General features: G+C 56.7%; 27 protein-coding genes. 15 read left to right on the forward strand and 12 right to left on the reverse strand.

What is annotated here, in order from left to right; all coding sequences use genetic code 11:
• Nucleotides 1-142: 142 nt before the first annotated feature.
• Together A2I95_RS04440 and A2I95_RS04445 are read left to right on the forward strand one after the other, a co-directional pair.
• The gene (locus A2I95_RS04440; RefSeq protein WP_291728248.1) at nt 143-490 is read left to right on the forward strand and encodes a Lin0512 family protein; all 348 of its coding nucleotides are present in this window, start codon (nt 143-145) and stop codon (nt 488-490) included.
• The gene (locus A2I95_RS04445; protein WP_291728250.1) at nt 487-858 is read left to right on the forward strand and encodes a Lin0512 family protein; all 372 of its coding nucleotides are present in this window, start codon (nt 487-489) and stop codon (nt 856-858) included. The genes A2I95_RS04440 and A2I95_RS04445 overlap by 4 nt, the downstream gene beginning before the upstream one ends.
• Before the next feature lie 52 nt (nt 859-910).
• Here the strand turns inward: A2I95_RS04445 and A2I95_RS04450 are convergent, their stop codons facing one another.
• Nucleotides 911-1,102 (reverse strand): DUF1127 domain-containing protein, encoded by a 192-nt coding sequence (locus tag A2I95_RS04450; RefSeq protein ID WP_027256963.1) that lies wholly within the window; start codon nt 1,100-1,102, stop codon nt 911-913.
• Between the two features lie 220 nt (nt 1,103-1,322).
• Between A2I95_RS04450 and hslV the strand changes: the two genes are divergently transcribed.
• The 4 genes from hslV to A2I95_RS04470 all read left to right on the forward strand — a co-directional run bounded on the left by hslV (nt 1,323) and on the right by A2I95_RS04470 (nt 5,475).
• Complete coding sequence (gene hslV, locus A2I95_RS04455; RefSeq protein ID WP_291728254.1) at nt 1,323-1,886, forward strand: ATP-dependent protease subunit HslV; 564 nt, start codon at nt 1,323-1,325, stop codon at nt 1,884-1,886.
• Nucleotide 1,887: 1 nt separating this feature from the next.
• Complete coding sequence (locus A2I95_RS04460; protein WP_291728256.1) at nt 1,888-2,958, forward strand: hypothetical protein; 1,071 nt, start codon at nt 1,888-1,890, stop codon at nt 2,956-2,958.
• 13 nt (nt 2,959-2,971) lie between these two features.
• The gene (gene hslU / locus A2I95_RS04465) at nt 2,972-4,282 is read left to right on the forward strand and encodes an ATP-dependent protease ATPase subunit HslU (RefSeq protein WP_291728258.1); all 1,311 of its coding nucleotides are present in this window, start codon (nt 2,972-2,974) and stop codon (nt 4,280-4,282) included.
• Between the two features lie 77 nt (nt 4,283-4,359).
• Nucleotides 4,360-5,475 carry an alpha/beta fold hydrolase gene (locus A2I95_RS04470; protein WP_291728259.1) on the forward strand — a complete coding sequence of 372 codons (1,116 nt, stop codon included), beginning with the start codon at nt 4,360-4,362 and terminating at the stop codon, nt 5,473-5,475.
• On the opposite strand, the gene A2I95_RS04475 is transcribed toward A2I95_RS04470, so the two are convergent.
• Genes A2I95_RS04475 through A2I95_RS04485 form a run of 3 tightly spaced genes read right to left on the reverse strand, consistent with a single transcriptional unit; the run spans nt 5,476 to nt 7,769 of the window.
• Nucleotides 5,476-6,063: a Smr/MutS family protein gene (locus A2I95_RS04475; protein WP_291728261.1), complete on the reverse strand. Its 588-nt coding sequence runs from the start codon at nt 6,061-6,063 to the stop codon at nt 5,476-5,478.
• Entirely contained in the window at nt 6,064-7,116 is a 1,053-nt protein-coding gene (locus A2I95_RS04480; protein WP_291728264.1) for a murein transglycosylase A, read from the reverse strand.
• Nucleotides 7,113-7,769 (reverse strand): Tim44/TimA family putative adaptor protein, encoded by a 657-nt coding sequence (locus A2I95_RS04485; protein WP_291728266.1) that lies wholly within the window; start codon nt 7,767-7,769, stop codon nt 7,113-7,115. The genes A2I95_RS04480 and A2I95_RS04485 overlap by 4 nt, the downstream gene beginning before the upstream one ends.
• A gap of 115 nt (nt 7,770-7,884) precedes the next feature.
• On the opposite strand from A2I95_RS04485, the gene A2I95_RS04490 reads away from it, so the two are divergent.
• Together A2I95_RS04490 and secB are read left to right on the forward strand one after the other, a co-directional pair.
• A complete protein-coding gene (locus tag A2I95_RS04490; protein WP_291728268.1) occupies nt 7,885-8,385 on the forward strand; it encodes an FxsA family protein in 501 nt (166 codons plus the stop codon).
• Between the two features lie 56 nt (nt 8,386-8,441).
• On the forward strand, nt 8,442-8,930 hold the full coding sequence (gene secB, locus A2I95_RS04495; protein ID WP_027256972.1) for a protein-export chaperone SecB: 489 nt from the start codon (nt 8,442-8,444) through the stop codon (nt 8,928-8,930).
• 73 nt (nt 8,931-9,003) lie between these two features.
• Here secB and dnaQ read toward each other — a convergent pair whose 3' ends face one another.
• From dnaQ to A2I95_RS04515, 4 genes are read right to left on the reverse strand one after another with little or no spacing between them, the layout of a single operon-like run.
• A complete protein-coding gene (gene dnaQ, locus A2I95_RS04500; RefSeq protein ID WP_291728270.1) occupies nt 9,004-9,729 on the reverse strand; it encodes a DNA polymerase III subunit epsilon in 726 nt (241 codons plus the stop codon).
• Nucleotides 9,722-10,315 (reverse strand): dephospho-CoA kinase, encoded by a 594-nt coding sequence (gene coaE, locus A2I95_RS04505; protein WP_291728272.1) that lies wholly within the window; start codon nt 10,313-10,315, stop codon nt 9,722-9,724. Before coaE ends, dnaQ begins: the two co-directional genes overlap by 8 nt.
• Nucleotides 10,312-11,145 (reverse strand): shikimate dehydrogenase, encoded by an 834-nt coding sequence (locus A2I95_RS04510; RefSeq protein WP_291728273.1) that lies wholly within the window; start codon nt 11,143-11,145, stop codon nt 10,312-10,314. The genes coaE and A2I95_RS04510 overlap by 4 nt, the downstream gene beginning before the upstream one ends.
• Complete coding sequence (locus A2I95_RS04515) at nt 11,142-11,741, reverse strand: nucleoside triphosphate pyrophosphatase (protein ID WP_291728275.1); 600 nt, start codon at nt 11,739-11,741, stop codon at nt 11,142-11,144. The genes A2I95_RS04510 and A2I95_RS04515 overlap by 4 nt, the downstream gene beginning before the upstream one ends.
• Before the next feature lie 410 nt (nt 11,742-12,151).
• On the opposite strand from A2I95_RS04515, the gene A2I95_RS04520 reads away from it, so the two are divergent.
• From A2I95_RS04520 to A2I95_RS04550, 7 genes are all read left to right on the forward strand, one after another.
• A complete protein-coding gene (locus tag A2I95_RS04520; RefSeq protein ID WP_291728277.1) occupies nt 12,152-12,607 on the forward strand; it encodes a CopD family protein in 456 nt (151 codons plus the stop codon).
• Between the two features lie 174 nt (nt 12,608-12,781).
• Entirely contained in the window at nt 12,782-14,053 is a 1,272-nt protein-coding gene (rho, locus tag A2I95_RS04525; protein WP_027256978.1) for a transcription termination factor Rho, read from the forward strand.
• Nucleotides 14,054-14,084: 31 nt separating this feature from the next.
• A complete protein-coding gene (gene mnmE, locus A2I95_RS04530; RefSeq protein WP_291728279.1) occupies nt 14,085-15,371 on the forward strand; it encodes a tRNA uridine-5-carboxymethylaminomethyl(34) synthesis GTPase MnmE in 1,287 nt (428 codons plus the stop codon).
• Between the two features lie 13 nt (nt 15,372-15,384).
• Complete coding sequence (gene mnmG, locus A2I95_RS04535) at nt 15,385-17,259, forward strand: tRNA uridine-5-carboxymethylaminomethyl(34) synthesis enzyme MnmG (RefSeq protein WP_291728281.1); 1,875 nt, start codon at nt 15,385-15,387, stop codon at nt 17,257-17,259.
• Nucleotides 17,256-17,873 (forward strand): 16S rRNA (guanine(527)-N(7))-methyltransferase RsmG, encoded by a 618-nt coding sequence (gene rsmG / locus A2I95_RS04540; RefSeq protein WP_291728283.1) that lies wholly within the window; start codon nt 17,256-17,258, stop codon nt 17,871-17,873. Before mnmG ends, rsmG begins: the two co-directional genes overlap by 4 nt.
• Complete coding sequence (locus A2I95_RS04545; RefSeq protein WP_291728285.1) at nt 17,866-18,675, forward strand: AAA family ATPase; 810 nt, start codon at nt 17,866-17,868, stop codon at nt 18,673-18,675. Before rsmG ends, A2I95_RS04545 begins: the two co-directional genes overlap by 8 nt.
• A 26-nt stretch (nt 18,676-18,701) precedes the next feature.
• Entirely contained in the window at nt 18,702-19,595 is an 894-nt protein-coding gene (locus A2I95_RS04550; protein WP_291728287.1) for a ParB/RepB/Spo0J family partition protein, read from the forward strand.
• Here A2I95_RS04550 and A2I95_RS04555 read toward each other — a convergent pair.
• Genes A2I95_RS04555 through rph form a run of 4 tightly spaced genes read right to left on the reverse strand, consistent with a single transcriptional unit; the run spans nt 19,585 to nt 22,414 of the window.
• Nucleotides 19,585-19,938, reverse strand: coding sequence for a YbaN family protein (locus A2I95_RS04555; protein ID WP_291728289.1), 354 nt, complete (start codon nt 19,936-19,938; stop codon nt 19,585-19,587). The two genes, A2I95_RS04550 and A2I95_RS04555, sit on opposite strands and share 11 nt — an antisense overlap.
• A gap of 4 nt (nt 19,939-19,942) precedes the next feature.
• Nucleotides 19,943-21,097, reverse strand: a complete 1,155-nt coding sequence (hemW, locus tag A2I95_RS04560) for a radical SAM family heme chaperone HemW (protein ID WP_291728291.1) — start codon at nt 21,095-21,097, stop codon at nt 19,943-19,945.
• Nucleotides 21,090-21,704 (reverse strand): RdgB/HAM1 family non-canonical purine NTP pyrophosphatase, encoded by a 615-nt coding sequence (gene rdgB / locus A2I95_RS04565; RefSeq protein ID WP_291728294.1) that lies wholly within the window; start codon nt 21,702-21,704, stop codon nt 21,090-21,092. Before rdgB ends, hemW begins: the two co-directional genes overlap by 8 nt.
• Entirely contained in the window at nt 21,701-22,414 is a 714-nt protein-coding gene (gene rph, locus A2I95_RS04570; RefSeq protein WP_259988621.1) for a ribonuclease PH, read from the reverse strand. Before rph ends, rdgB begins: the two co-directional genes overlap by 4 nt.
• Nucleotides 22,415-22,473 lie beyond the last annotated feature (59 nt).

The following is a 22,473-nucleotide window of genomic DNA, read 5'->3' on the forward strand; positions in this document are numbered from 1 at the left end:
CGGATTTCAGAGGGCTGTCCCCGCGGGGACAGCCCTTTTTTATTGCACGCAAGCGCTGGTGTATCTGCGGACAGTAAACTGGCTCTTTCCATTGCGTCCATTGCCTGCAACGGTCCCGCCCGGAACAGGTACAGGAGGCACTATGGCCAAGACTCGGGTATTGGTGGAATTCGGCATGGGCACATCGCTCAGGCGCGAAGATTACACCGAAGCTGCCCGCCGCGCGATCAAGGACGCGCTGTGGCACAACTCCGTCAGCATGGCGGAACTGTTTGATTTCCAGAAAGAAGACATGATCATCGAGGCAGAGATCGGCGTTCAGAAACCCGAAGCCGTGGACAACAATGCGCTGCTGAAGATATTTCCTTACGGCCAGCCCAGTATCCGGGTTGTGGACGGTGGGCTCAATATCGAAAAGCCCCACGGCGGGTGCACGGTGATCGCCAATGCGGCCGTGGTTGTGTCCATTGACATGGAGGCCGCGGAATGACCGAAAAACGCATCATCCTGGAAATGGGCACCGGCAATGATTTGTATGGCCAGGATTACACCAAGGCTGCCCGCCGCGCGGTGCAGGACGCGTTGCACCATTCGTCGATCACCCTGTTTGCGAAGCTCGGGATTGATCACAGCGAAATGCGGGTGGACGTGACAATCGGTGTGCAGCAGCCGGAGGCAGTGGATTGCGATCTGGTGTCCCAGGATTTGCCGCGGGGCCGCGCCAGCGTGCGCGCCGTTATGGGCGGGCTGGATGTAGAGGATGCAGAAGCCGGAACGCGTCATGTGGTCGCCACGGCTGCTATTGAGGCCTGGCTGCCGGATCAGGCTGGCAAGTATAAAACCAGCGTCCCAAAATGAACAAAGCCGCCCAATTACGGGCGGCTCATTCAAAACTGTTGATCATCTGATATCAGATATTGGCGATATCAGCACGGTTCATGCCGATGTCTTCCAGCTGAGCATCCGACAACTGTGCCAAAGCCTTGCGGGTTTCACGGGTCTCGTTCCATTCCACGAGAGCGGTCTTCACGTTGATCAGTACATCGACCACGCGGAGAACGGTGACTGCTCCGAGCGGCGCGTAGATGTTTGCGGTGGTCATAGCGCTAGTCCTTCTGAGAAACAGCCGACCCTGTGCCGGTTGTGAACCCCATGTAGGATGTGCAGCTGAGTCCCACAATTGCCGGTTTATCAGCCCCGATTTGCAATTTCTGCATAGCTGTGGACAACCATACAGCTGCTGCCTGGTACCGGACTTTGTGCGCTCTCTTGTGCCGGCGGTGGGATGGTTCCATATAGTGGGCAACAAAGCGGAGGCACAAATGGCAGACGATCAATTCCCCGGCTGGCACGGCACCACCATCATCGGCGTGAAGAAAGATGGCCAGGTTGTCATCGCCGGCGATGGCCAGGTGTCGCTGGGGCAGACGGTGATAAAAGGCACGGCCCGCAAGGTGCGCCGCCTGTCGCCGGGCGGATTTGACGTGGTGGCGGGTTTTGCCGGATCCACAGCCGATGCATTCACCCTGCTGGAGCGGCTGGAAGCCAAGCTAGAGGCGACTCCCGGCCAGCTTGCACGCGCCAGTGTCGAACTGGCCAAGGACTGGCGCACCGATAAATACCTCCAGAAACTGGAGGCCATGCTGATCGTCACCGATGGTGCGGACATGCTCGTGATCACCGGTGCTGGCGACGTGCTGGAGCCTGAGCACAATGTCGCTGCTATCGGCTCGGGCGGGAACTTTGCCCTGGCCGCCGCCCGCGGCATGATGGACAGCGGCAAATCCGCCGAAGATGTGGCCCGCGATGCCATGGCCATCGCTGCCGATATCTGCGTCTACACCAATGGCAACCTCACAGTTGAGAGCATAGGTCAGGAAAACTGACGTGACCCAGGTTGATAACAATGATTTGCGGGCTGCTGTAGGATCCGGCTTGCTGTCCGAGGCCCAAGCTGCCTCGCTTCTGGCATTGGCGCACAGCCGCAGAGGCGCGCGGGAGAACTTGGCACCTGGCGATGAACCCTTTGAGCTGTTCAAGGGATTTAATGAAATCTTCATTGTTATCGGGCTGTTAATCCTGGCCTCTGGCTGGATGGCCTTCACAGCGGTTGATCTGGCCGGGTCAATCGGCGGCTATCAGGACAAGGCCGTCTATTCGGCCATCGCCGGTGCAGCCGTGCTATGGATGCTGTCTGAATACTTCATACGCCGACGCCGCATGGTGGCACCCGCGATCGCACTCTCACTTCTGTGGGCCGGCAACGCCGGCACCGGTTTTTCGGCAGGCTACTCCCAGCCCTTCATGATCGCGCAAAACGATTTTTCGAGCCTGCCGCTGCCATTTGCGCTGGCAACCGTTGCCATTGCTATTTTCTGGCTGCGCTTTCGCGTTCCTTTTGCCATGGCACTGATCGCCTTGGGTGTTTTTGTTCTCGCCCTCTTATCAGGATCGATACAGGCAGGCACGCCTGCCGGCATAAGCGACCTTTTCCTGCTGTCGGCCAGCGGGCCGTTTGCCTGGATCACGCTGGCCGTCGGATTTGCCGTATTTACAGCAGCCATGGCCTTTGATCTCAGCGATCCGCACCGGGTAACCAGACGCTCGGCCCAAGGTTTCTGGCTGCACGTCGTTGCGGCGCCGGCCCTGGTGAATACAATTGCGCTCAGCTTGCTGGACGCCGGCACCTCAGGTTCCAACATGCTGCTGCTCGGTGTGCTGCTGCTGTTTGCCATGATCGCAATCATCATTGACCGGCGTTCGTTCCTGATTGCCGCAATCGGCTATAGCGTTACCCTTGCAGGAACTGTTTTCAACGGTGAAGGCACCGCCATTACGATCCTGGCGCTCGGCGTGTTCCTGGTCGCTCTAGGGGCTTTCTGGAGCCATATCCGTGCTGCGCTGCTCTCCCTATTGTCTGGCGTTCTGCCGCTTGACCGGCTGCCGCCATCCCACTGAAACGGAAGTACCCATGACTGATTTGACCCCACGCGAAATCGTTTCTGAGCTGGACCGTTTCATCATCGGCCAGAAAGAAGCCAAACGTGCCGTTGCCGTGGCCCTGCGCAGCCGCTGGCGGCGCAAGCAGCTGGCTGATGACCTGCGGGATGAGGTGTACCCGAAGAACATCCTGATGATTGGCCCCACCGGTGTCGGCAAGACGGAGATCTCCCGCCGGCTGGCAAAACTGGCGCGCGCGCCCTTCATCAAAGTCGAGGCGACCAAGTTCACTGAAGTCGGATATGTGGGCCGCGATGTGGAGCAGATCATCCGGGATCTGGCAGACAGCGCCATCGCCCAGACTCGCGAATTCATGCGCGAAGATGTGAAAGCCAACGCGCAGAAAGCTGCCGAGAACCGGGTGCTGGAAGCGATCGCCGGCTCAGACGCGCGCGAAGCCACCCGCGAAATGTTCCGCAAGAAGCTGAAATCGGGTGAACTCGACGACACTGTGATCGAATTGGATGTTGCAGACACATCCAACCCGATGGGCAATATGTTCGAAATCCCCGGCCAGCCCGGAGGCAATATGGGTGCGCTGAACCTGGGCGACTTGTTCGGCAAGGCGATGGGTGGGCGCACCACCCGCAAGAAACTGACCGTTTCTGAAAGCTATGAAGTGCTGATCAGCGAAGAGGCCGACAAGCTGCTGGACGATGAAACCGTCACCCGCACCGCGCTGGAATCGGTGGAGCAGAACGGCATCGTCTTCCTGGACGAAATCGACAAGGTCTGCGCGCGCCAGGAGACCCGCGGCGGCGACGTCAGCCGCGAAGGCGTGCAGCGGGATCTGCTGCCGCTGATCGAAGGCACCACCGTCAGCACCAAACACGGACCAGTCAAGACCGACCACATCCTGTTCATTGCCTCCGGCGCGTTCCATATCGCCAAACCCTCGGATCTGCTGCCGGAGCTGCAGGGCCGTCTGCCGATCCGGGTGAGCCTGCGGGCGCTGACCGAAGCGGATTTCGTGCGCATCCTGACCGAGACCGACAACGCATTGACCCTCCAATACACTGCATTGATGGGCACGGAAGAGGTTGAGGTGACCTTTACCGAAGACGGTATCGCCGCCTTGGCCAAAATTGCCGCCGAAGTAAACCAGACCGTGGAAAACATCGGCGCACGGCGGCTTTACACGGTGATGGAACGGGTGTTCGAGGAACTGTCCTTTACTGCGCCTGACCGGTCGGGCGACGCGGTCACCGTGGACGCGAGTTTCGTGAAGAAAAACCTCGGCGAGCTTGGCCGTTCCGCGGATGTCAGCCGTTACGTGCTCTAATACACCGGATCTATAGCAGCCACTGGACTTTGGCGGCAGGTGCAGTAGCCTGCCGCCAATTGATTGAGGTGAACAATATGCACGGGCTGCGCCTGATTTCCGGTGTGATTATGGTCCTTCTGGCGGCCTGTACTGACAGATCCTTTACACCAACAGTTCCTGAGGCGTTGGAACTGGGTACTCCCAAAACCATTTTCGCAGCCACAAACCGCGAACCGCTGCCGGACGGCACCTTTGGGTCGGAGCGCACCGACGGAGTCAGCCTGCTTGAGCTCACGGTTTCAATCCCGCCGGGTCATAAGCCCGGCTCGCTGAAGTTCGGCTACGCAAACCCGGACCCCTCCACTGAATTCACCATGGCGGGACGAAAGACGTTCGAGACCGAGGCAGCCTTTTCTGCGCGGCTGAAGCAAGAACTGGCGAATTTTCCCAAACAGGAGCGCGAAGTCACGGTTTTTGTTCACGGCTTCAACTCCACCCAGGCAGAGACCGCTTTCCGGGCTGCCCAGCTGACCCACGACATTAATGTTCCCGGGGCAACGGTCATCTATTCTTGGCCGAGCAAGGGCCGTCCGCTGGGCTATGCCTATGATGGCGACAGCGTGCTGTTTGCCCGCGACGGGCTGGAATCTCTGCTGCGCAAACTGCGCGCTTCCGCAGTCGAACGGATTGTGGTTGTCGCCCATTCCATGGGCGGGCTGCTGACTATGGAAACCCTGCGCCAGATGGAGATCAAAACTCCCGGCTGGACAGCACAGAACCTGGGCGGTGTCATCCTGATGTCACCTGATCTGGATGTTGACGTGTTCAAATCCCAGATGCGGAGATTCACGCAGGTGCCACAGCCGTTCCTGATTTTCGTTTCACGAAAAGATAACGTCCTGACACTGTCACAGCGCCTGCGCGGCTTGAATGGCCGCGAAAGACTGGGGAATCTGGACAGTATTGATGCAGTCAGCGGTCTGCCGGTTGAAGTGATCGACACCACGGCCTTTGCAGATGAAGCGGAATCGCAGCATTTTGTGGCAGCCTCGTCGCCGGCGCTGATTGCGCTGTTGAACGGTGCACGGGAAACCGCAGACACATTCACGCACAACCAGGACCTGCTGCAAAAGATTCTGCCCGGTCAGATTGTTATCCAGGACAGCACCATCAAGGTTGCACTGGAAAGCACGCCCGCGGACAACAGATAGTCACCGGCTGCGTCTGAGATAGACATAATAGGCGCCTTCACCGCCATGGCTGATGTGGGCAGGGGTGACCTGCATCACTGCTTGCGCCAGCGGCGGCAGTGACAGCCATTGCGGCACCTTGTGGCGCAGCACCCCGCGCGGGATCGGCATCGGGCCTGGCTCGTCGCGGTCCTTGCCCTTGCCGGTGATTACCAGCACCAGCCGTTTTCCGGAGGCTTGGGCAGACAGGATAAACCGGGTGAGGGCAGGGTGCGCCGAATCGATGCGCATGCCGTGCAGGTCGAGCTTGCCTTCCGGCTTAAGTTTGCCGCGCTTCATGCGGCGAAAGGATTTTTCATCCATCTGCACCGGATCCCCGGCCAGGCTGCGGGCAATCGAAGGCTTCAGATCATGTTTCAGCGGTTTGGGCCTGGCGCGGCTGCCAATCTCAAATGGGTCCAGTCTTGGCTCAGGTTGCTTAACCGGTTTGGGTTTCGGCATCGGCAGGGCAGGGGGCGTAGAATGCGCACCTGGATGTATACGTTCGGCGTGTTTCACGACCTTGTGCCAGAGGTCGATCTCATCTCCTGTCAGTTTCCGCCGTGTCATTCAAAGGTCTTCCGGCAGCATCGCATAGGCCCGCTGGATCGGCAGCAGAACCACCATCCTCCCCGGGTCTTTCATGGTGCCGGCGGTCTCGCCAGCTGCATCGCCGGTGCCGACAAAGACGTCAGCCCGCTGCGCGCCCTTGATGGCAGAGCCGGTGTCTTGCGCCACCATCAGGCGGCGCAACGGCATATGCCCGTCCTTTTCCACCCAAACCGGCGCACCCAGCGGGGTGTATGCAGGGTCGGCGGCAATGGTGCGCATTGGCGTGACCGAGCGGTTCATCGCGCCAAGCGGCCCCTTGGAAGCCGCCACTTTGCGCACTTCACGGAAGAACACATAAGACGGATTGTGAAACAGCAACTCCTTGCCGTCAGCAGGGTTGCGCCGGACCCAGGATTTAATCACTTGGGCGCTGACCTGATGGGCGTTGTAGACACCGCGACGCACCAATTCCTTGCCGATGGATTTATAAGTGTGGCCATTGGCGCCGCCATAGCCGACCCGGATCATAGAGCCATCCGGCAAGCGGATCCGGCCAGACCCCTGGATCTGCAGAAAGAACAGCTCCACCGGATCGTCCACCCAGGCAATTTCCAACCCGCGGGCTTCCATGACACCACTGGTCAGAATGTCCCGCCGGGGCAGCCACAAACCGGTGCCGCGCGCCTCAGGCGGCATCTTGTAGACTGGATAGCGAAACCGGCCTGTCGGGTAGCGGGAACCGCTCAGCTCTGGCTCAAAATAGCCGGTGAACAGAGCCGGATCGCCATCCTCAATCAGAACCGGGCGGAAGAAGAGTTCGAAAAACGCCCGCGCCCCTGCGGGGGGCTGCGATTGCGCTGCCTTGCACAAGGCAGCCCAGTCGGGATCTTTCAAGTCCTTGCAGGTTCCCAGAAAAACTTGCAACGCTTGGGCGTGATCATCCTTTTCCCAGCCATCCAGCTGGGCAAAATCCAGGATGCTGGACACGGTTTCAGAATGCGCCCCGGAGGCGGTCATCGCGGCACCTGCGATCGCAGCTGCCCCAATTGCCCCCCGAAGCGCCGCAATCATGCGTCCGTCGCAACCAGCTGCCAGTTGGGATCATCGGCACCCATATTGCGGGCAAAAACCCAGGTGTCCTTCTGACGCTTCACTGCCTTGGGGTCGCCTTCGACAATATCGCCGCCGCGATCGCGGACAACAGACGTCATCTCACCAACAAAACGCATGGTGATCTCAGCGCGGCCCGTTTGTGTGTCGAACGTGGCATCCGCCACGGTGGTTTCGCGCACGCCGATAAACTCGGCCTCGATCTTGAACCCCTGATCCTCACGCTGCGCAACGGCATCTACAAAGCTTTCGAACACATCCTCGGCCAGAAACGGCTGGATATCGTCCAGGTTGCCATGCTCAAAGCCCATCAAAATCATTTCGTAGGCACCGCGTGCACCCTGAACGAATTCTTGGACCTGGAAGGACGGCTCAACCCGCTTCATCGCAGCCAAGGCCTGCGCTTGCGGGCTGTCATCGGCCACATAATCGGTAATGTCGCGGTCAGGGCCGCCTTCGATCACTTCCAGATCGGGGCGGCGGCTCCGCGCTTCGGATTGCGGCAGCGGTGGCTTTTCGAAACCTTCGCGTGTTCCAAGTACGCTTTTCAAGCGCAGGATCAGAAACACAGCAATACCGGCCAGAACCAAAAGCTGAATCACAGGCGACTCCATGGATACCTCATGCTAGGCGTTCGTGCTTTGTTTGAAACCAAAGCGGTCAGACCTTATGTAGGTGACGGGCGGGGGCAAGTCTACCGCCCGGGTGTATGATCGCAAGGAAACCCTCATGTATCTCTTCCTGGCCTTTCTGATGGTTCCCATCATTGAAATTGCTTTGTTTATTCAAGTTGGCGGCGCAATCGGGCTGTGGCCGACCCTGGCCATCGTGGTTTTGACGGCGGTGCTGGGTACCTGGCTGGTGAAAACCCAAGGCCGCATGGCAATGGGACAGCTGCGCTCATCGTTCCAGCAATTGTCCGATCCGGCCGAACCTTTGGCCCATGGGGCTATGATCCTGTTTGCCGGCGCGCTGCTGCTGACCCCGGGTTTCTTTACCGATGCCTTTGGCTTTGCGTTGCTGATGCCGCCGGTGCGGCTGGCGGTTTACCGCTACATTCGGGCCCGTGTCACCGTTGCACAGTTCCAAATGGGGCCAGGCAGCATGCAGGGCCGCCACTATCCTGGAACCACCGGCAGGCCGGATGATATCATTGACGGGGATTTCGAAGATGTGACCCCAGGTGAGCGTCCAAGCGGCCCGTCAGGCTGGGTTGACGGCCCCCGTTGAGCTACCCGGACCAAGCTGCTAAGCACGGTCAAAAGCATATTTTCAGGAGTATCCCGATGGCCGAAAACGGCGAAGCCCAGCAGCAGCCGCAAGTCCAGATGAACATTCTGGGCCAGTTCATCCGCGACATGTCGTTTGAAAACGTGATGGCGCAAAAAGGCACCGGCGGCGACGTGCAGCCCGACGTCAGCGTGCAGGTGAACCTGGACGCCAAAAAGCGCTCGGCCGAGAACCAGTATGAGGTTGTCACCAAACTGACCGTTGAATCCAAGAACAAGGAAGGCGGCGAAGTCCTGTTTGTTCTGGAACTGGAATATGTCGGCGTGTTCAACATCGCCGGCGTGCCGGAAGATCAGCTGCACCCGTTCCTGCTGATCGAATGCCCGCGCATGACCTTCCCGTTCCTGCGCCGCATCGTGTCGGACGTGACCCGCGACGGCGGCTTCCCGCCGCTGAACCTGGACAACATCGACTTTGTAGCGATTTACCGCAACGAATTGGCCCGCCGTCAGACCGAAGCGGCAGCAGCAGCCCCTACTCAGTAAGGTTTCGGATATTCGGAATAGAAAACGCCGCTGGATTTCAGCGGCGTTTTTACTTTGCCGGTCAGGCTAGGGTTCAGGAAACCTTCCACAAAGCCTCATCACCCAGCTTGGCCACGAATTCTTCATGCGCTGCCAGCTCCTCCACAGTGATCCGCTGGGGCAAAGCCGAGGGGCGAGGAGCAGGGCGCCAGTCATCTTCCGCCTTAGCTGCACCAGAAGTTGATTGAGCAGACAGGCCGAAATCCGGCTGGCGGCCGCCGATGAGCTCCAGATAGACATCGGCCAGAATTTCCGAGTCGAGCAATGCCCCGTGCAGAGTCCGGTTGGTATTGTCGATGTTGAAGCGGCGGCACAGCGCATCCAGCGTCGCCGGCGAACCAGGAAAACGCTTACGCGCCATCCCCAGCGTGTCGAGCGCCTGATCCATCGGCAGTTTGGGCAGGCCCATCCAATCCAGTTCAGCGTTCAGGAACTTCATGTCAAAGCTGGCATTGTGAATGACCAGTTTAGAATCCTGCACGAAATCGAGGAAACTCTGCCCGACTCTGGCAAAAACCGGCTTGTCCCTCAGCGTCACCGCGCCGGGTTCAGGCTTTTGAGGCGGTTCCAGCAGATCAGGACCGATGCCGTGAACCGAAAACGCTTCGGCCGGCATCGAGCGTTCCGGATTGATATACTCGTGGTACGTCTTGCCGGTGGGCATATGATTGAAAAGCTCCACCGCTCCGATTTCGACGATCCGATCGCCGGAAAACGGATCAAACCCGGTGGTCTCGGTATCAAGAACGATTTCACGCATGGCTAAGCCTACTTCTGATGTCTGCGAGGATTACAGCCACCTGTGTCTTGGCGTGTTCCAGCGTGTCTGTTTCGATCACGTAGTCGGCACGGGCGCGTTTTTCCTCAATCGGCAGCTGCTTTTGAAGGATATGCTTGAATTGCTCAACCGTCATCGTGCCGCGGGCAAGAACCCGCTCCTTCTGTGTTTCTGCATCCACGAACACGCAGGCCACTGCGTCCATTTCGGCATCATTGCCCGTTTCAAACAGCAACGGAATGTCAAAGACCAGGATATCGCTTTGCGCTTCTTCCCGGAACTCTGCCCGGTCCCGTGCGACAAGCGGATGCACAATAGCTTCGATATGCTTCAATGCCTCAGGGTTTTCACCGATGATACGTTTCAGCGCTGCGCGGCTGACTTCGCCGTCTTCGACTGCCTCGGGGAACGCCGCCTGCATGGCAGCAACGGCTGCGCCTCCCTGGCCATAAAGCCGGTGAACAGCCGCATCCGCGTCCCAAACCGCGCAGCCTTGGGCGGCAAACAGCTTGGCAGTGGTGCTTTTGCCCATGCCGATGGAGCCGGTAAGGCCGAGGCTGAAACTCATCTGAGAGCCGCCGCCCGCGTCGCGGCATCCACATCAGGGCGGTGTCCGAACCAGCGTTCGAACCCGGGCACCGCTTGATGCAACAGCATGCCCAGCCCATCGACCACAGTGCAACCTGCATCCTCAGCCGTCTGCAGAAGCTCGGTTTTCAATGGCGCATAAATCAGGTCAGTCACAACTGCATTGCGCTGCAATCCATCCAGCGGAACCCGCAGACGCGGTTTGCCGACCATGCCCAAGGAGGTGGTGTTCACAATCAGCGCACCCTCCTCGATGACATTGCCGGCCTGAACCCATTCGACCACCCGGACACGGTTGCCAAAGTCCGAATGCAACTGGTCAGCCCGACCGCGGGTGCGGTTGGTCAGCAGGATCTCCGGCACTCCAGCTTCCAGCAATGAGGCAACAACCGCACGGCAGGCACCGCCCGCGCCCAACAGAACTGCCGGGCCGGACTGCGGATCCCAATCCGGTGCTCCTTGATGCAGGTTGGTGATGAAGCCGTAGCCGTCAGTATTGTCAGCCAGGATCGTTCCATCCCTGCGAAATATCAGCGTGTTGGCAGCGCCGATCAGTTTAGCCCGGTCAGTGACCTTATCCGCAATTTCCATCACCTTTTCTTTGTGCGGAATTGTGACATTAGCACCTGCAAACCCCATTTTAGGCATCAACCGGACGGTTTCGGCCAGATCATCAGGTTCCACATGCATCGGCACATAGTAGCCGGAAATGCCATAGGTGTTCAGCCAGTGACGGTGCAACTGCGGTGATTTGGAATGTGCAACCGGACAGCCGATCACGCCGGCGAGCGGGATTTTTGCTACTGTCATTGCTCGATTACCCCTTGCAAACCCAAGTAACTGATAAGCTCCATCAACGGCAATCCCAAGACATTAAAGTAGCTGCCATCAATGCTGGCAAACAGCCGCACACCTTCTTCCTCCAGTTTGTAAGCGCCCACTGCATGGCGGATGCTGTGCCAGTTCCGAGCGACATAATCCTGGAGATATGCATCAGTGCAGTTCCGCATGACCAGACGGACTTGTCCAACATGGCGCCAGATGGGCTCACCGTCGCGGTAGATCACGGCGGCAGACAACAGCATGTGCCGTTTGCCCCGCATCTCCTTCAACTGAGACACCGCCTCATCGGCACTGACAGGTTTTGAAAGGAGATTTCCGTCGAAATCAAGAACCTGATCACATCCCAATACCAGCTTTCCGGGGTGCTTCCCGCTGATCTTGCGTGCCTTGGCTTCTGCCAGCGCATCGGCGACATCACGCGGAAAAGCCTCTTCGGCCAAGAGCGCGGACTTGATCGCCTGCTCGTCCAGACGCGGAACATCGGTTTCAAATTCTATCCCGGCCTGGCGCAGCAGATGCGCCCGGATTTCGGAACCAGAAGCCAGCACTATGTGGGCAGTCATGTGGAAAACCCCGTGGGAAAGAAGCAGACGGTTTCAGGACGTTTTGTATGGTTTTCCGCGGCTAAGTAAAGACTCCCGGGGTTGACTCAAATCTCAGGATTCAGTTCGCCGAGTCGTCCTTTGTGGGGCGGGATAACTTTGTTTTCGTGGATATGCCGGCTCTCCCCGGATCATCCCGGTCTTATCCCCAAGCACGGATAGGTAAACACAGCGTTAAAACACCCGATTTATAAGGCGTTCAGAAAATTTCCATGCCGCCTGTCCCATCCCATCTGGAATCTTATCCCTGCTGGGGATAAGCGGAGGAGGATTCACTTATCCACCGGAATCCATGCACACTACAAAAACATCATCCTTCTAATATATCTTTAATTATTAGGGTGATCAGATCTGACCGGGGAGAACTGCCCATGGACCTGAGCGACCTGATGTTCACGCTCTACCCGTATGCCAAATCACTGCATATCATGGCTGTAATCAGCTGGATGGCCGGGCTTTTCTACCTTCCCCGCCTGTTCGTGTATCACGTGGAGCAAGCAGAGAATGTCCAGGACACAGTGCCGATCTTTCTGCAAATGGAAGAGAAGCTCCTCCGGATCATCATGCGACCCGCAATGTACGTGTCGTGGGCAGCAGGGCTGTTCATTGTGTTGACCCCTGGGATCGTTGACTGGGGCTTTGTATGGCCCTGGACCAAGGGCGTATCCGTGATCGCCATGACCTGGTTCCACCATTGGCTGCTGTTCCGCTTCCGCGACTTTTCTGCAGGGAAGAACAGGCTGTCGGGCCGGCAGTTTCGGATGATGAACGAAGTACCAACTGCTCTGATGGTGGTGATTGTCGTCTCGGTGATCTTCAAATTCTAGCACAGAGGTGCAGAAAGGGGCCTGTCAGGCCTGGAACGTCTGCAGCCGGCGTTTGACTCATCTGGAACGAGTCCCTATGTATGGCTCCCAACGGGCCCGTCCGGGCCACCGTGTTTTCCAATCCTGTCGTGTGACCAACCCCTGGGTAAGCGGGGGAGTAGAGGCCGTATCTATATGACCGTGCAATCCCTGAATCTGTCCGATCTCAAGGCGAAAAGCCCCAAGTCTCTGCTGGCTATGGCTGAGGAACTGGAGATTGAAAACGCCTCGACCATGCGTAAAGGCGAGATGATGTTCCAGATCCTGCGTGAACGCGCGGATGAGGGCTGGGATATCAGCGGTGACGGCGTGCTGGAAGTGTTGCAGGACGGGTTTGGTTTCCTTCGCTCGCCTGAGGCTAACTATCTGCCGGGTCCAGACGATATTTATGTCTCGCCTGACATGATCCGTCAGTACTCCCTGCGGACTGGCGATACCGTTGACGGCCAGATCAAGGCGCCGCTGGAGACCGAACGCTACTTTGCGCTGACCAACGTCACCATGATCAACTTTGAAGAGCCTGAGAAGGCCCGCCACAAGATCGCCTTTGACAACCTCACCCCGCTCTACCCGGATGAACGGCTGAAGATGGAAGTCGAGGATCCCACCATCAAGGACCGCTCAGCGCGGGTGATCGACCTGGTCGCACCGATCGGCAAGGGCCAGCGGTCGCTGATCGTGGCACCGCCGCGGACCGGTAAAACGGTGATCCTGCAGAACATCGCGCATTCGATCGAGAAGAACCATCCCGAGTGCTATCTGATCGTGCTGCTGATCGACGAGCGCCCGGAAGAGGTGACCGACATGCAGCGTTCGGTGAAAGGCGAGGTTGTGTCTTCTACCTTTGATGAGCCTGCCACACGCCACGTTGCAGTGTCGGAAATGGTGATCGAAAAGGCCAAGCGCCTGGTGGAGCATAAACGAGATGTTGTTATTCTTCTCGATTCGATCACAAGACTTGGTAGGGCCTTTAACACTGTTGTGCCGTCGTCAGGCAAGGTTTTGACCGGTGGTGTTGATGCAAACGCCCTGCAGCGGCCCAAGCGCTTCTTTGGTGCTGCCCGGAACATCGAAGAGGGCGGTTCGCTCACCATCATCGCTACTGCACTGATCGACACGGGCAGCCGGATGGACGAGGTGATCTTCGAAGAATTCAAGGGCACCGGCAACTCGGAAATCGTGCTGGACCGCAAAATTGCAGACAAGCGCGTGTTCCCGGCGATCGACATCCTCAAGTCTGGCACCCGGAAAGAGGACTTGCTGGTCGACAAGGTCGATCTGGCCAAGACCTTTGTTCTGCGCCGTATTCTGAACCCGATGGGAACTACCGATGCGATTGAGTTCCTTCTGTCCAAACTGAAGCAGACAAAGTCGAACACCGAGTTCTTCGACTCGATGAATACCTGATCCGGGCGGGCGAATAAAAAAGGGCCATCCCATGGACACGATCTTTGCGCTGGCCTCCGCACAAGGGAAGGCCGGAGTTGCGGTGATCCGCATCTCAGGTCCTTTGGCGCATGAAGCCGGCGCGCAGCTTTGCGGAGGCGTTTTGCCGGCGCGGGGCAAAAGCTTGCGTATCTTGCAAGACGAATCAGGTGAGCGCCTTGATGAAGCATTGGTTTTGAGCTTTACGGCTCCCAAGAGCTTCACTGGTGAAAATACTGTTGAATTTCAAGTGCATGGAAGCACGGCTGTTGTATCAGCTGTGCTTGAAAATCTAGGCCGCTTTACTGGTTTACGGATGGCTGAACCGGGCGAATTCACCCGGCGCGCTTTGGAAAACGGAAACCTGGACTTGGCTCAGGTCGAAGGGCTCGCAGATCTGATTGACGCGGAAACCGACGCACAGCGCAAGCAGGCACAGGTTATTCTTGCCGGCGGGCTAGGGAAGTTGGCTGAAACTTGGCGTACCAGTCTGATTCGCGCGGCTTCCTTGATCGAAGTAACAATTGATTTTGCTGACGAGGAAGTTCCTGTTGATGTAACTCCGGAAGTTTCGGCACTGCTGGCTGAAGTCCAAGCCGGTCTTGAAAGAGAGACTGATGGAGTGAAAATTGCCGAACGAATCCGTAACGGATTCGAGGTGGCCATCGTTGGTGCACCAAATGTTGGAAAATCCACACTGTTGAATGCGCTGGCCGGCCGCGAGGCGGCGATCACATCTGAATTTGCCGGAACCACCCGCGATATTATCGAAGTGCGTATGGATCTGGCCGGATTGCCAGTCACTTTGCTGGACACCGCAGGTCTGCGGGATACCGACGATCACGTTGAAGGTATTGGCATCGCTTTAGCGCGGAAACGCGCGGAAGATGCAGACATGCGTGTATTTTTGGCTGAAGATTGTGATGTTCTGGATGTCGCGATGGAGGATGGTGATATCCGTCTTCAACCAAAGGCTGACCTCCGCCAAAACGCGGTAAATGCGATCTCAGGAAGGTCGGGTGAGGGTATCGACAGGTTAGTCGAACACATCACATCGGTTCTGAAAAATCGGTCATCTCAAGCTGGAATAGCGACTCGCGCTCGACACAGGGATGCTATGCTGTCTGCATTGGTGAGTTTGGCCGAGGCACAGGAAATCCTGTCGCGTGGCTCGGAATTCTATGATATCGCCGCCGAAGAGATGCGTTCGGCAATCCGGGCCCTGGAAACACTGGTGGGCCGGATTGGTGTGGAGAATCTCCTTGATGAGATTTTCTCGAGCTTCTGTCTGGGAAAGTGAAGGAGTGTTTCACGTGAAACATTCAAAGTATGATGTGATTGTGGTTGGCGGCGGACATGCCGGCTCGGAAGCCGCTCACGCCGCCGCAAGAATGGGTGCAAAAACAGTACTGATCACGCTGGATCGCAATGGAATCGGTGTGATGTCTTGTAATCCCGCGATTGGCGGATTGGGTAAAGGGCATCTTGTCCGGGAAATTGATGCTCTTGACGGTGTAATGGGCCGTGTTGCTGATCTTGCAGGGATACAATTCCGTCTCCTAAATCGCCGGAAGGGACCTGCAGTTCAAGGGCCAAGGGCGCAATCTGACCGAACGATATACCGCCAGGAAATGCTGAGGCTAACTGAAGCGCAGCCAAACCTGGATATTCTCGAAGGTGAAGTGACGGACTTCCTCATGTCGGGCGAAGCTGTTGCAGGGGCAGTATTGGCTGACGGCAGTGAAGTTCCAGCCAGGACGGTTATTCTCACCTCTGGTACATTTCTACGTGGGGTTATTCACATTGGAGACATTTCCAGACCTGGAGGCCGGATTGGTGATAAACCTTCCGTACAGCTTGCTGAACGCCTGGACGGTTTTGAGCTGCCGCTAGGTCGGCTGAAGACGGGTACACCGCCCCGACTGGACGGACGTACTATCGACTGGGACAGTCTGGACGCCCAGCCAGGGGACGATGATCCGGTCTTCTTCTCATTTATGACAAGGGAAATAAGCGCTAAACAGGTTTCCTGCGGGATTACTCACACTAATACGCAGACACATGACATCATCCGGCAAAACCTGGAGCGGTCAGCAATGTACGGCGGGCACATTGAAGGTGTCGGTCCAAGATACTGTCCGTCGATAGAAGACAAAATTGTTCGCTTTTCTGACAAGGAATCGCATCAGATCTTTTTGGAGCCGGAGGGTGTTTCGGATCACAAAGTCTACCCGAATGGTATCTCTACAAGCCTGCCGCAAGACGTCCAGGAGGCATATGTCCGGTCCATCAAGGGGCTTGAAAGAGCAGAGATCCTCCAGCCGGGGTATGCAATTGAATATGACTATATAGATCCTCGGGTTTTGAAGCTGGACCTGTCTGTGAAGGACGTTCCTGGTTTGTATTTGGCCGGGCAGATAAATGGGACAACCGGATATGAGGAAGCCGCCGCACAGGGGTTGGTTGCCGGCTTGAACGCTGCGCGTATGGCTCGGGGGGAGGAACCGGTTACGTTTGGCCGGTCTACCAGCTACATCGGCGTAATGATCGACGATCTCACCACAAATGGTGTCAGTGAACCCTACCGAATGTTTACATCCCGTGCTGAATTTCGTCTCTCCTTGCGGGCAGACAACGCAGACCAGAGGCTAACGCCCAAGGCGATCGAACTGGGTTGTGTCAGCGAAGGCCGGCGGATTGCGTTTTTGGAGAAAATCGAGTGTCTGACCTCCGGTCGAAACATCCTGGAATCACAATCATTTACACCCAAGCAGGTTTCCTCGGCTGGAATACGTATCAATCAAGATGGAAACCGTCGAAATGGTGTAGATGTTCTTGCTTTTCCTGATGTCTCCTTTGAGGATGTTATCCCGCTAATGCCGGAATTAGAGGGGGTAGGGGAAGAGATCCGTCGGCAGTTGGAGCGTGATGCTCTCTACGCCAACTACATTGCACGCCAGGAGCGGGAAGTTTCGGCGATGAAGAGGGATGAGGGTTATCGCTTTCCCGCCGACTTTTCATTTGAAGGAATTGAAGGTCTTTCCAAGGAACTTCAAAGTAAATTATCCCAGTCCAGACCTGAAACTCTGGCGCAAGCTGCGCGTATTGACGGAATGACGCCGGCTGCGCTTGCGCTTTTGCTGGCACGTTTGCGTCGTGGTCTTTCCAGAGAGGGGAAATCCGCGTGAATAAGGAAATGCTTTTTGAAAGTCTTAATGTTTCACGTGAAACATTTCAGAGGCTTGAGATGTTTGAACAGATCATTAAAAGGTGGAACCCGAAAATAAATCTCGTATCGAAGTCGAGCCTGGCTCATCTTTGGACGCGCCATATCGCCGATTCTATACAAGTTTTTCGTTGCACTGGTTTTGTTGAGCATTGGGTTGATATAGGTAGCGGGGGCGGGTTCCCCGGTCTGATTATCGCTATTTTGGCTGCAGATGAAGCACCAAATATGAAGGTGACATTAATCGAAAGTGATCAAAGGAAATCTGCATTCCTTAGAACGGCTGCACGGGAATGTTCCGTCAAAGCGACTGTTTTGACGGAAAGAATTGAAATGGTTACGCCTCAGGCGGCTGACGTTCTGTCTGCGCGGGCCTTGGCGGACTTATCCACGTTGCTGGAATTTTCGGAGCGTCATCTGTCATCCGAAGGGATAGCGCTGTTTCCTAAGGGGGCAAGCTGGAAAAAAGAAGTGGATAACGCGCGGCAGCAATGGCAGTTCGATGCGGAACAGGTTACAAGTCTGACAGAACAAGAAGCAGTAATCCTGAAAATAAGGGAAGTGGCACGTGTCTGATTATTCCCGCCCTGAGGGGCCTCGTATTATCGCGGTCGCAAATCAGAAAGGCGGGGTTGGGAAGACAACAACAGCCATAAATCTGGCGGCTGCGTTGGTAGAAACCGGACTTCGTGTGTTGGTCGTCGACCTTGATCCTCAAGGGAATGCCTCAACTGGCCTTGGGATAGAACCGTCGGATCGGGATCTGACAACTTATGATCTTTTGGTTGAAGACTCATCTCTGAGTGACGTCATTCAAACGACGGAGATTGAGGATCTGTGTATCATCCCAGCGACTGTTGATCTTAGCTCGGCTGATATCGAACTGTTTACCAATGAAAAACGCAGTTTTCTTTTGCATGATGCTCTGCGTCAAACCGCGATGGATGAATATGATTGGGATTATATTCTGATTGATTGCCCGCCCTCGCTGAATCTTCTGACAGTCAATGCAATGGTAGCTGCGCACTCAGTTCTGGTACCGTTGCAAAGTGAATTTTTTGCTTTGGAAGGCGTGACCCAGCTCATGCTGACAATTAGAGAAGTGCGGCAGTCAGCGAACCCAAACCTTCGGATTGAAGGGATTGTCCTGACTATGTTTGATCGTCGTAACAATCTGTCGCAGCAGGTGGAGCAGGACGCCCGGGATAATCTGGGTGATCTGGTGTTTCAAACAAAGATCCCGCGCAATGTCCGGGTGAGCGAGGCACCTTCTTATGCGCAACCGGTTCTAAACTATGACACAAACTCCCTTGGCGCACAGGCATACCGAGCGCTGGCAGAGGAAATCCTTACTAAACATCACAAGATAGCGGCGTAAATGCAAAATACCTACCGGAGGCAATCATGGCAGACAAAAAAACAAAACCACGCGGGCTGGGCCGGGGATTGTCAGCGTTGATGGCAGATGTGAACCCTGCACCGGTGAGCACGCAGGCAGAGGCACCTAGGAATGCAGAAATTCTGGTGCCGATCGAAAATGTCATTGCCAACCCAAATCAGCCGCGCCGGCAGTTCTTGCAAGAAGACTTGGATGATCTGACAGCCTCGATTAAGGAAAAGGGCGTTCTGCAACCGCTGATCGTGCGACCGCGGCCGGGCGGAAGATTCGAGATTGTGGCCGGTGAACGCCGCTGGCGCGCCTCTCAGGCTGCCCAGCTGCATGAGGTTCCTGTGTTGATCCGGGATTACTCGGATCTTGAGATGATGGAAGTGGCCATCATTGAAAACATCCAGCGCTCTGATCTTAATGCACTGGAAGAGGCGCAGAGCTACAAACAGCTGATGGAAAAGTTTGGCCACACGCAGGAACGGATGGCCGAAGCACTTGGTAAAAGCCGGAGCCATATTGCTAATCTAGTGCGCTTGTTGCACCTGCCGGATGATGTTCAAAACCTGGTGCAGGAGCGCAAGCTGTCGGCTGGCCATGCCCGGGCACTGATCACTTCGGACAATGCTTCAGATCTTGCCGTGAAGATCGTCAAGGGGGGGCTATCTGTCCGCGCGACCGAAGCATTGGTTAAGAAAGATGCCGCTGGAGTTCAGACGTCTGCCGAAAAGAGACCGAGAAAGCCGCAGGAAAAGGATGCGGATACCCGTGCTCTTGAAGGAGATCTGTCGGCGGTTCTGAAAATGAAAGTGGCTATCGATCATAAGCCTGGCGGTGAAGCCGGCGCCGTAACGATCAGCTACGAAAGCCTGGATCAACTGGATGAGCTGTGCAATCTGCTCAGCCGCTAGGCCGGGTCCAGATGAAAAGAAGTACAGAAGAGAGAACAACCGCCTGGATCCCTACTATGTAGCCAGGGGCACCAAGAAGCAGAGATAGTCCGAAGACGGCGGCAATCGAAACGGTTGCCGCCATTTTTGCGCCCGGCCGGATGGCGCCGTGGTCGCGCCAATCTAGGATCATAGGACCAAAAATGTTGTGATCAACGATCCAACTGTGCAGGCGTTCAGATGAGTTGGCAAAAAAGAACGCGGCAAGGAGAAGGAAGGGGACAGTTGGAAGCAAGGGCAGAACAATACCTATTACGGCCAAACCGACACAGAACAGTCCTAGACCGGCATAGATAAAACGCATTGTTTCAGTCCATCAACAGTTCGCGGAGCACTGCATTCAATAGTGCGCGTCCTTGATCAGTCGCGCGAAGCCTCTTCTCTGAGATAGTGATCATGCCCATCTGTACAAGATCCTCAAGTCGACTCTCGGGGAGATTAACACCTGAAAGTTGAGTGTACCGTGCTAAATCCAGACCTTCGGATAGACGCATCCCCATCATCATGTATTCAGCCACAGCATCTTCCTGCGAAAGAGAAGCGCGCAGGGATTCCCCATTTCCCTTACTGACCGCTTCCAGCCAGGCACCTGGGGCCAGATGGGTTTCCGTGGCGTACCGGGTACAATCAATACTCAAACGGCCATGAGCGCCGGGGCCGATCCCGGCGTAGTCACCGTATCGCCAGTAGATCAGGTTATGCCGGGACTCCGAACCCGGCTTGGCGTGGTTGGAGATTTCATAACCGGCCATGCCAAAAGACGCGCAGATGTCCTGGGTCGCCTGATACATATCCGCAGAGGTGTCGTCGGCCGGCAGACCGCGCAGTTTACCCCGGGCGTAGCGATCACCAAAAGCGGTGCCGTCCTCAATTGTCAGCTGGTAGAGCGACAGGTGGTCAATAGCCATGGAAAGTGCTTCGCGAAGTTCCGTTTCCCAGGTTTTCAGTGTTTGGCCCTGGCGGGCATAAATTAGATCAAAGCTGACTCGGTCAAAGCATTTGCGCGCGATATCAAAGGCTGCTTTGGCTTCGGAGACACTGTGAATACGTCCCAGCCGGCGCAGGTCATCGTCGTTCAGGGCCTGAATGCCCATGGAGATCCTGTTGACTCCGGCGTCCCGGTAGCCGGCAAAGCGACCTGCCTCAACAGAGCCAGGATTTGCTTCAAGAGAGATCTCTATGTCATTGGCAAAGGGCCAAATTTCACGTGCCCGATCGATAACAGCGGCGACAGTTTCCGGCTGCATCAGAGAAGGAGTGCCGCCGCCGAAGAATATTGAGTTGAGGACACGGCCTGAGAGCTGTTCCGAGAGTCTGTCGAGTTCGCTCAGATAGGCTCTAACCCATAGTTTTTGGTCTATTTTTGCGGAGACATGACTGTTGAAGTCGCAATAGGGGCATTTGGCCTGGCAAAAGGGCCAATGCACGTAGAGGCCAAAGCCCCCATTGCGCCAGTCATCCACCGAAACAGCCCCGGATGAACTGGGCAACTGCCTTGCCGCGGTGGCTGATCTTGTTCTTTTCCGCTGGGTCCATTTCGGCGCAGGTGATGCTATACCCGTCCGGCTGGAACATCGGATCGTAACCAAACCCATGCGCGCCACGGATCGGCCAGACCAGCTGGCCGGGCATCACGCCTTCGAACACTTCGTCGTGGCCGTCGGGCCAGGCAATGACCAGGGTACAGCGGAACTGCGCGGTGCGGGGGACCTCGGGGCCGGCTGCGTTCAACTCGTTATTGGCGCGGGTCATCGCCATTTGGAAGTCACGGCCATTAGGGGTTTCTGCCCAATCGGCGGTGTAGACGCCCGGGGCACCATTCAGAGCGTCGATAGTGATCCCGGAATCGTCGGACAAGGCTGGCAGGCCGGTTGCCTTGGCCGCTGCATGAGCCTTGATGCGGGCATTGCCGACAAAGGTGTCTTCGGTTTCCTCCGGCTCCGGCAGGTTCATTTCGCCGGCGCCGGCAACGCTGACACCAAAGGGGGCAAGTATCTCGGTGATTTCGTTCAGCTTGCCCTTGTTGTGGGTGGCGACAAGCAGTTTGCCGCCTTCCAGTTTGCGGATCATTTGCAGGCGGCCTTTTGCATCTCTGCCAGCTCTGTGGTGCCCTTGGCGGCCAGATCCATCAGCTGGTTCATCTGATCGCGGGAGAACAGGGAGCCTTCGGCGGACATCTGCACTTCGATCAGCTTGCCCGAGCCAGTCATGATAAAGTTGCCGTCAACGCCGGCCTCGGAATCCTCCGGGTAGTCCAGATCCAGCACCGGCTGGCCTGCATAGATACCGCAGGAGACGGCCGAAACAGGGTCCATCAGCGGGTCGATGTGGACGTCGCCAGCTTTCATCAGCTTGTTAACCGCTAGGCGCAGGGCGACCCAGCCGCCGGTGATCGAGGCGCAACGGGTGCCGCCATCGGCCTGCAGGACGTCACAGTCGACAGTGATCTGACGCTCGCCCAAAGCCACGCGGTCGACGCCGGCCCGCAATGCGCGGCCGATCAGACGCTGGATTTCAACCGTGCGGCCGCCTTGCTTGCCTGATGCAGCCTCGCGGCGCATACGGGTATTGGTGGCGCGGGGAAGCATACCGTATTCAGCGGTGACCCAGCCAAGACCGGTTCCCTTGATAAAGGGCGGCACCCGGTCTTCGATGGTGGCGGTGCACAGGACGTGGGTATCGCCAATCTTGATCAGGCAGGAGCCCTCGGCGTGTTTGGTGAAGCCGGTCTCAATCGACACGGCGCGCATTTCATTCAGTTCTCGTCCTGAGGGTCGCATGGCACATCCTTTATTTGCTGGCTTGGGGATATCCCCCGGACGCCAAGCTATGCAAGCCC

This window comes from Leisingera sp. F5, from assembly GCF_001593695.1.

Excerpts from the sequence above, each read along its gene's own strand:
- A2I95_RS04515 (WP_291728275.1), bottom strand. The coding sequence starts at position 11,741 with ATGACTGCCCACATAGTGCTGGCTTCTGGTTCCGAAATCCGGGCGCAT.
- rph (WP_259988621.1), bottom strand. The coding sequence starts at position 22,414 with ATGCGACCCTCAGGACGAGAACTGAATGAAATGCGCGCCGTGTCGATT.
- A2I95_RS04445 (WP_291728250.1), top strand. The coding sequence starts at position 487 with ATGACCGAAAAACGCATCATCCTGGAAATGGGCACCGGCAATGATTTG.
- dnaQ (WP_291728270.1), bottom strand. The coding sequence starts at position 9,729 with ATGCGTGAAATCGTTCTTGATACCGAGACCACCGGGTTTGATCCGTTT.
- A2I95_RS04520 (WP_291728277.1), top strand. The coding sequence starts at position 12,152 with ATGGACCTGAGCGACCTGATGTTCACGCTCTACCCGTATGCCAAATCA.
- A2I95_RS04480 (WP_291728264.1), bottom strand. The coding sequence starts at position 7,116 with ATGATTGCGGCGCTTCGGGGGGCAATTGGGGCAGCTGCGATCGCAGGT.
- rdgB (WP_291728294.1), bottom strand. The coding sequence starts at position 21,704 with ATGATCCGCAAACTGGAAGGCGGCAAACTGCTTGTCGCCACCCACAAC.
- A2I95_RS04485 (WP_291728266.1), bottom strand. The coding sequence starts at position 7,769 with ATGGAGTCGCCTGTGATTCAGCTTTTGGTTCTGGCCGGTATTGCTGTG.
- hslU (WP_291728258.1), top strand. The coding sequence starts at position 2,972 with ATGACTGATTTGACCCCACGCGAAATCGTTTCTGAGCTGGACCGTTTC.
- A2I95_RS04470 (WP_291728259.1), top strand. The coding sequence starts at position 4,360 with ATGCACGGGCTGCGCCTGATTTCCGGTGTGATTATGGTCCTTCTGGCG.
- A2I95_RS04510 (WP_291728273.1), bottom strand. The coding sequence starts at position 11,145 with ATGACAGTAGCAAAAATCCCGCTCGCCGGCGTGATCGGCTGTCCGGTT.
- A2I95_RS04550 (WP_291728287.1), top strand. The coding sequence starts at position 18,702 with ATGGCAGACAAAAAAACAAAACCACGCGGGCTGGGCCGGGGATTGTCA.
- A2I95_RS04440 (WP_291728248.1), top strand. The coding sequence starts at position 143 with ATGGCCAAGACTCGGGTATTGGTGGAATTCGGCATGGGCACATCGCTC.
- A2I95_RS04490 (WP_291728268.1), top strand. The coding sequence starts at position 7,885 with ATGTATCTCTTCCTGGCCTTTCTGATGGTTCCCATCATTGAAATTGCT.
- rho (WP_027256978.1), top strand. The coding sequence starts at position 12,782 with ATGACCGTGCAATCCCTGAATCTGTCCGATCTCAAGGCGAAAAGCCCC.
- secB (WP_027256972.1), top strand. The coding sequence starts at position 8,442 with ATGGCCGAAAACGGCGAAGCCCAGCAGCAGCCGCAAGTCCAGATGAAC.
- hslV (WP_291728254.1), top strand. The coding sequence starts at position 1,323 with ATGGCAGACGATCAATTCCCCGGCTGGCACGGCACCACCATCATCGGC.
- A2I95_RS04555 (WP_291728289.1), bottom strand. The coding sequence starts at position 19,938 with ATGCGTTTTATCTATGCCGGTCTAGGACTGTTCTGTGTCGGTTTGGCC.
- coaE (WP_291728272.1), bottom strand. The coding sequence starts at position 10,315 with ATGAGTTTCAGCCTCGGCCTTACCGGCTCCATCGGCATGGGCAAAAGC.
- A2I95_RS04450 (WP_027256963.1), bottom strand. The coding sequence starts at position 1,102 with ATGACCACCGCAAACATCTACGCGCCGCTCGGAGCAGTCACCGTTCTC.
- mnmE (WP_291728279.1), top strand. The coding sequence starts at position 14,085 with ATGGACACGATCTTTGCGCTGGCCTCCGCACAAGGGAAGGCCGGAGTT.
- A2I95_RS04475 (WP_291728261.1), bottom strand. The coding sequence starts at position 6,063 with ATGACACGGCGGAAACTGACAGGAGATGAGATCGACCTCTGGCACAAG.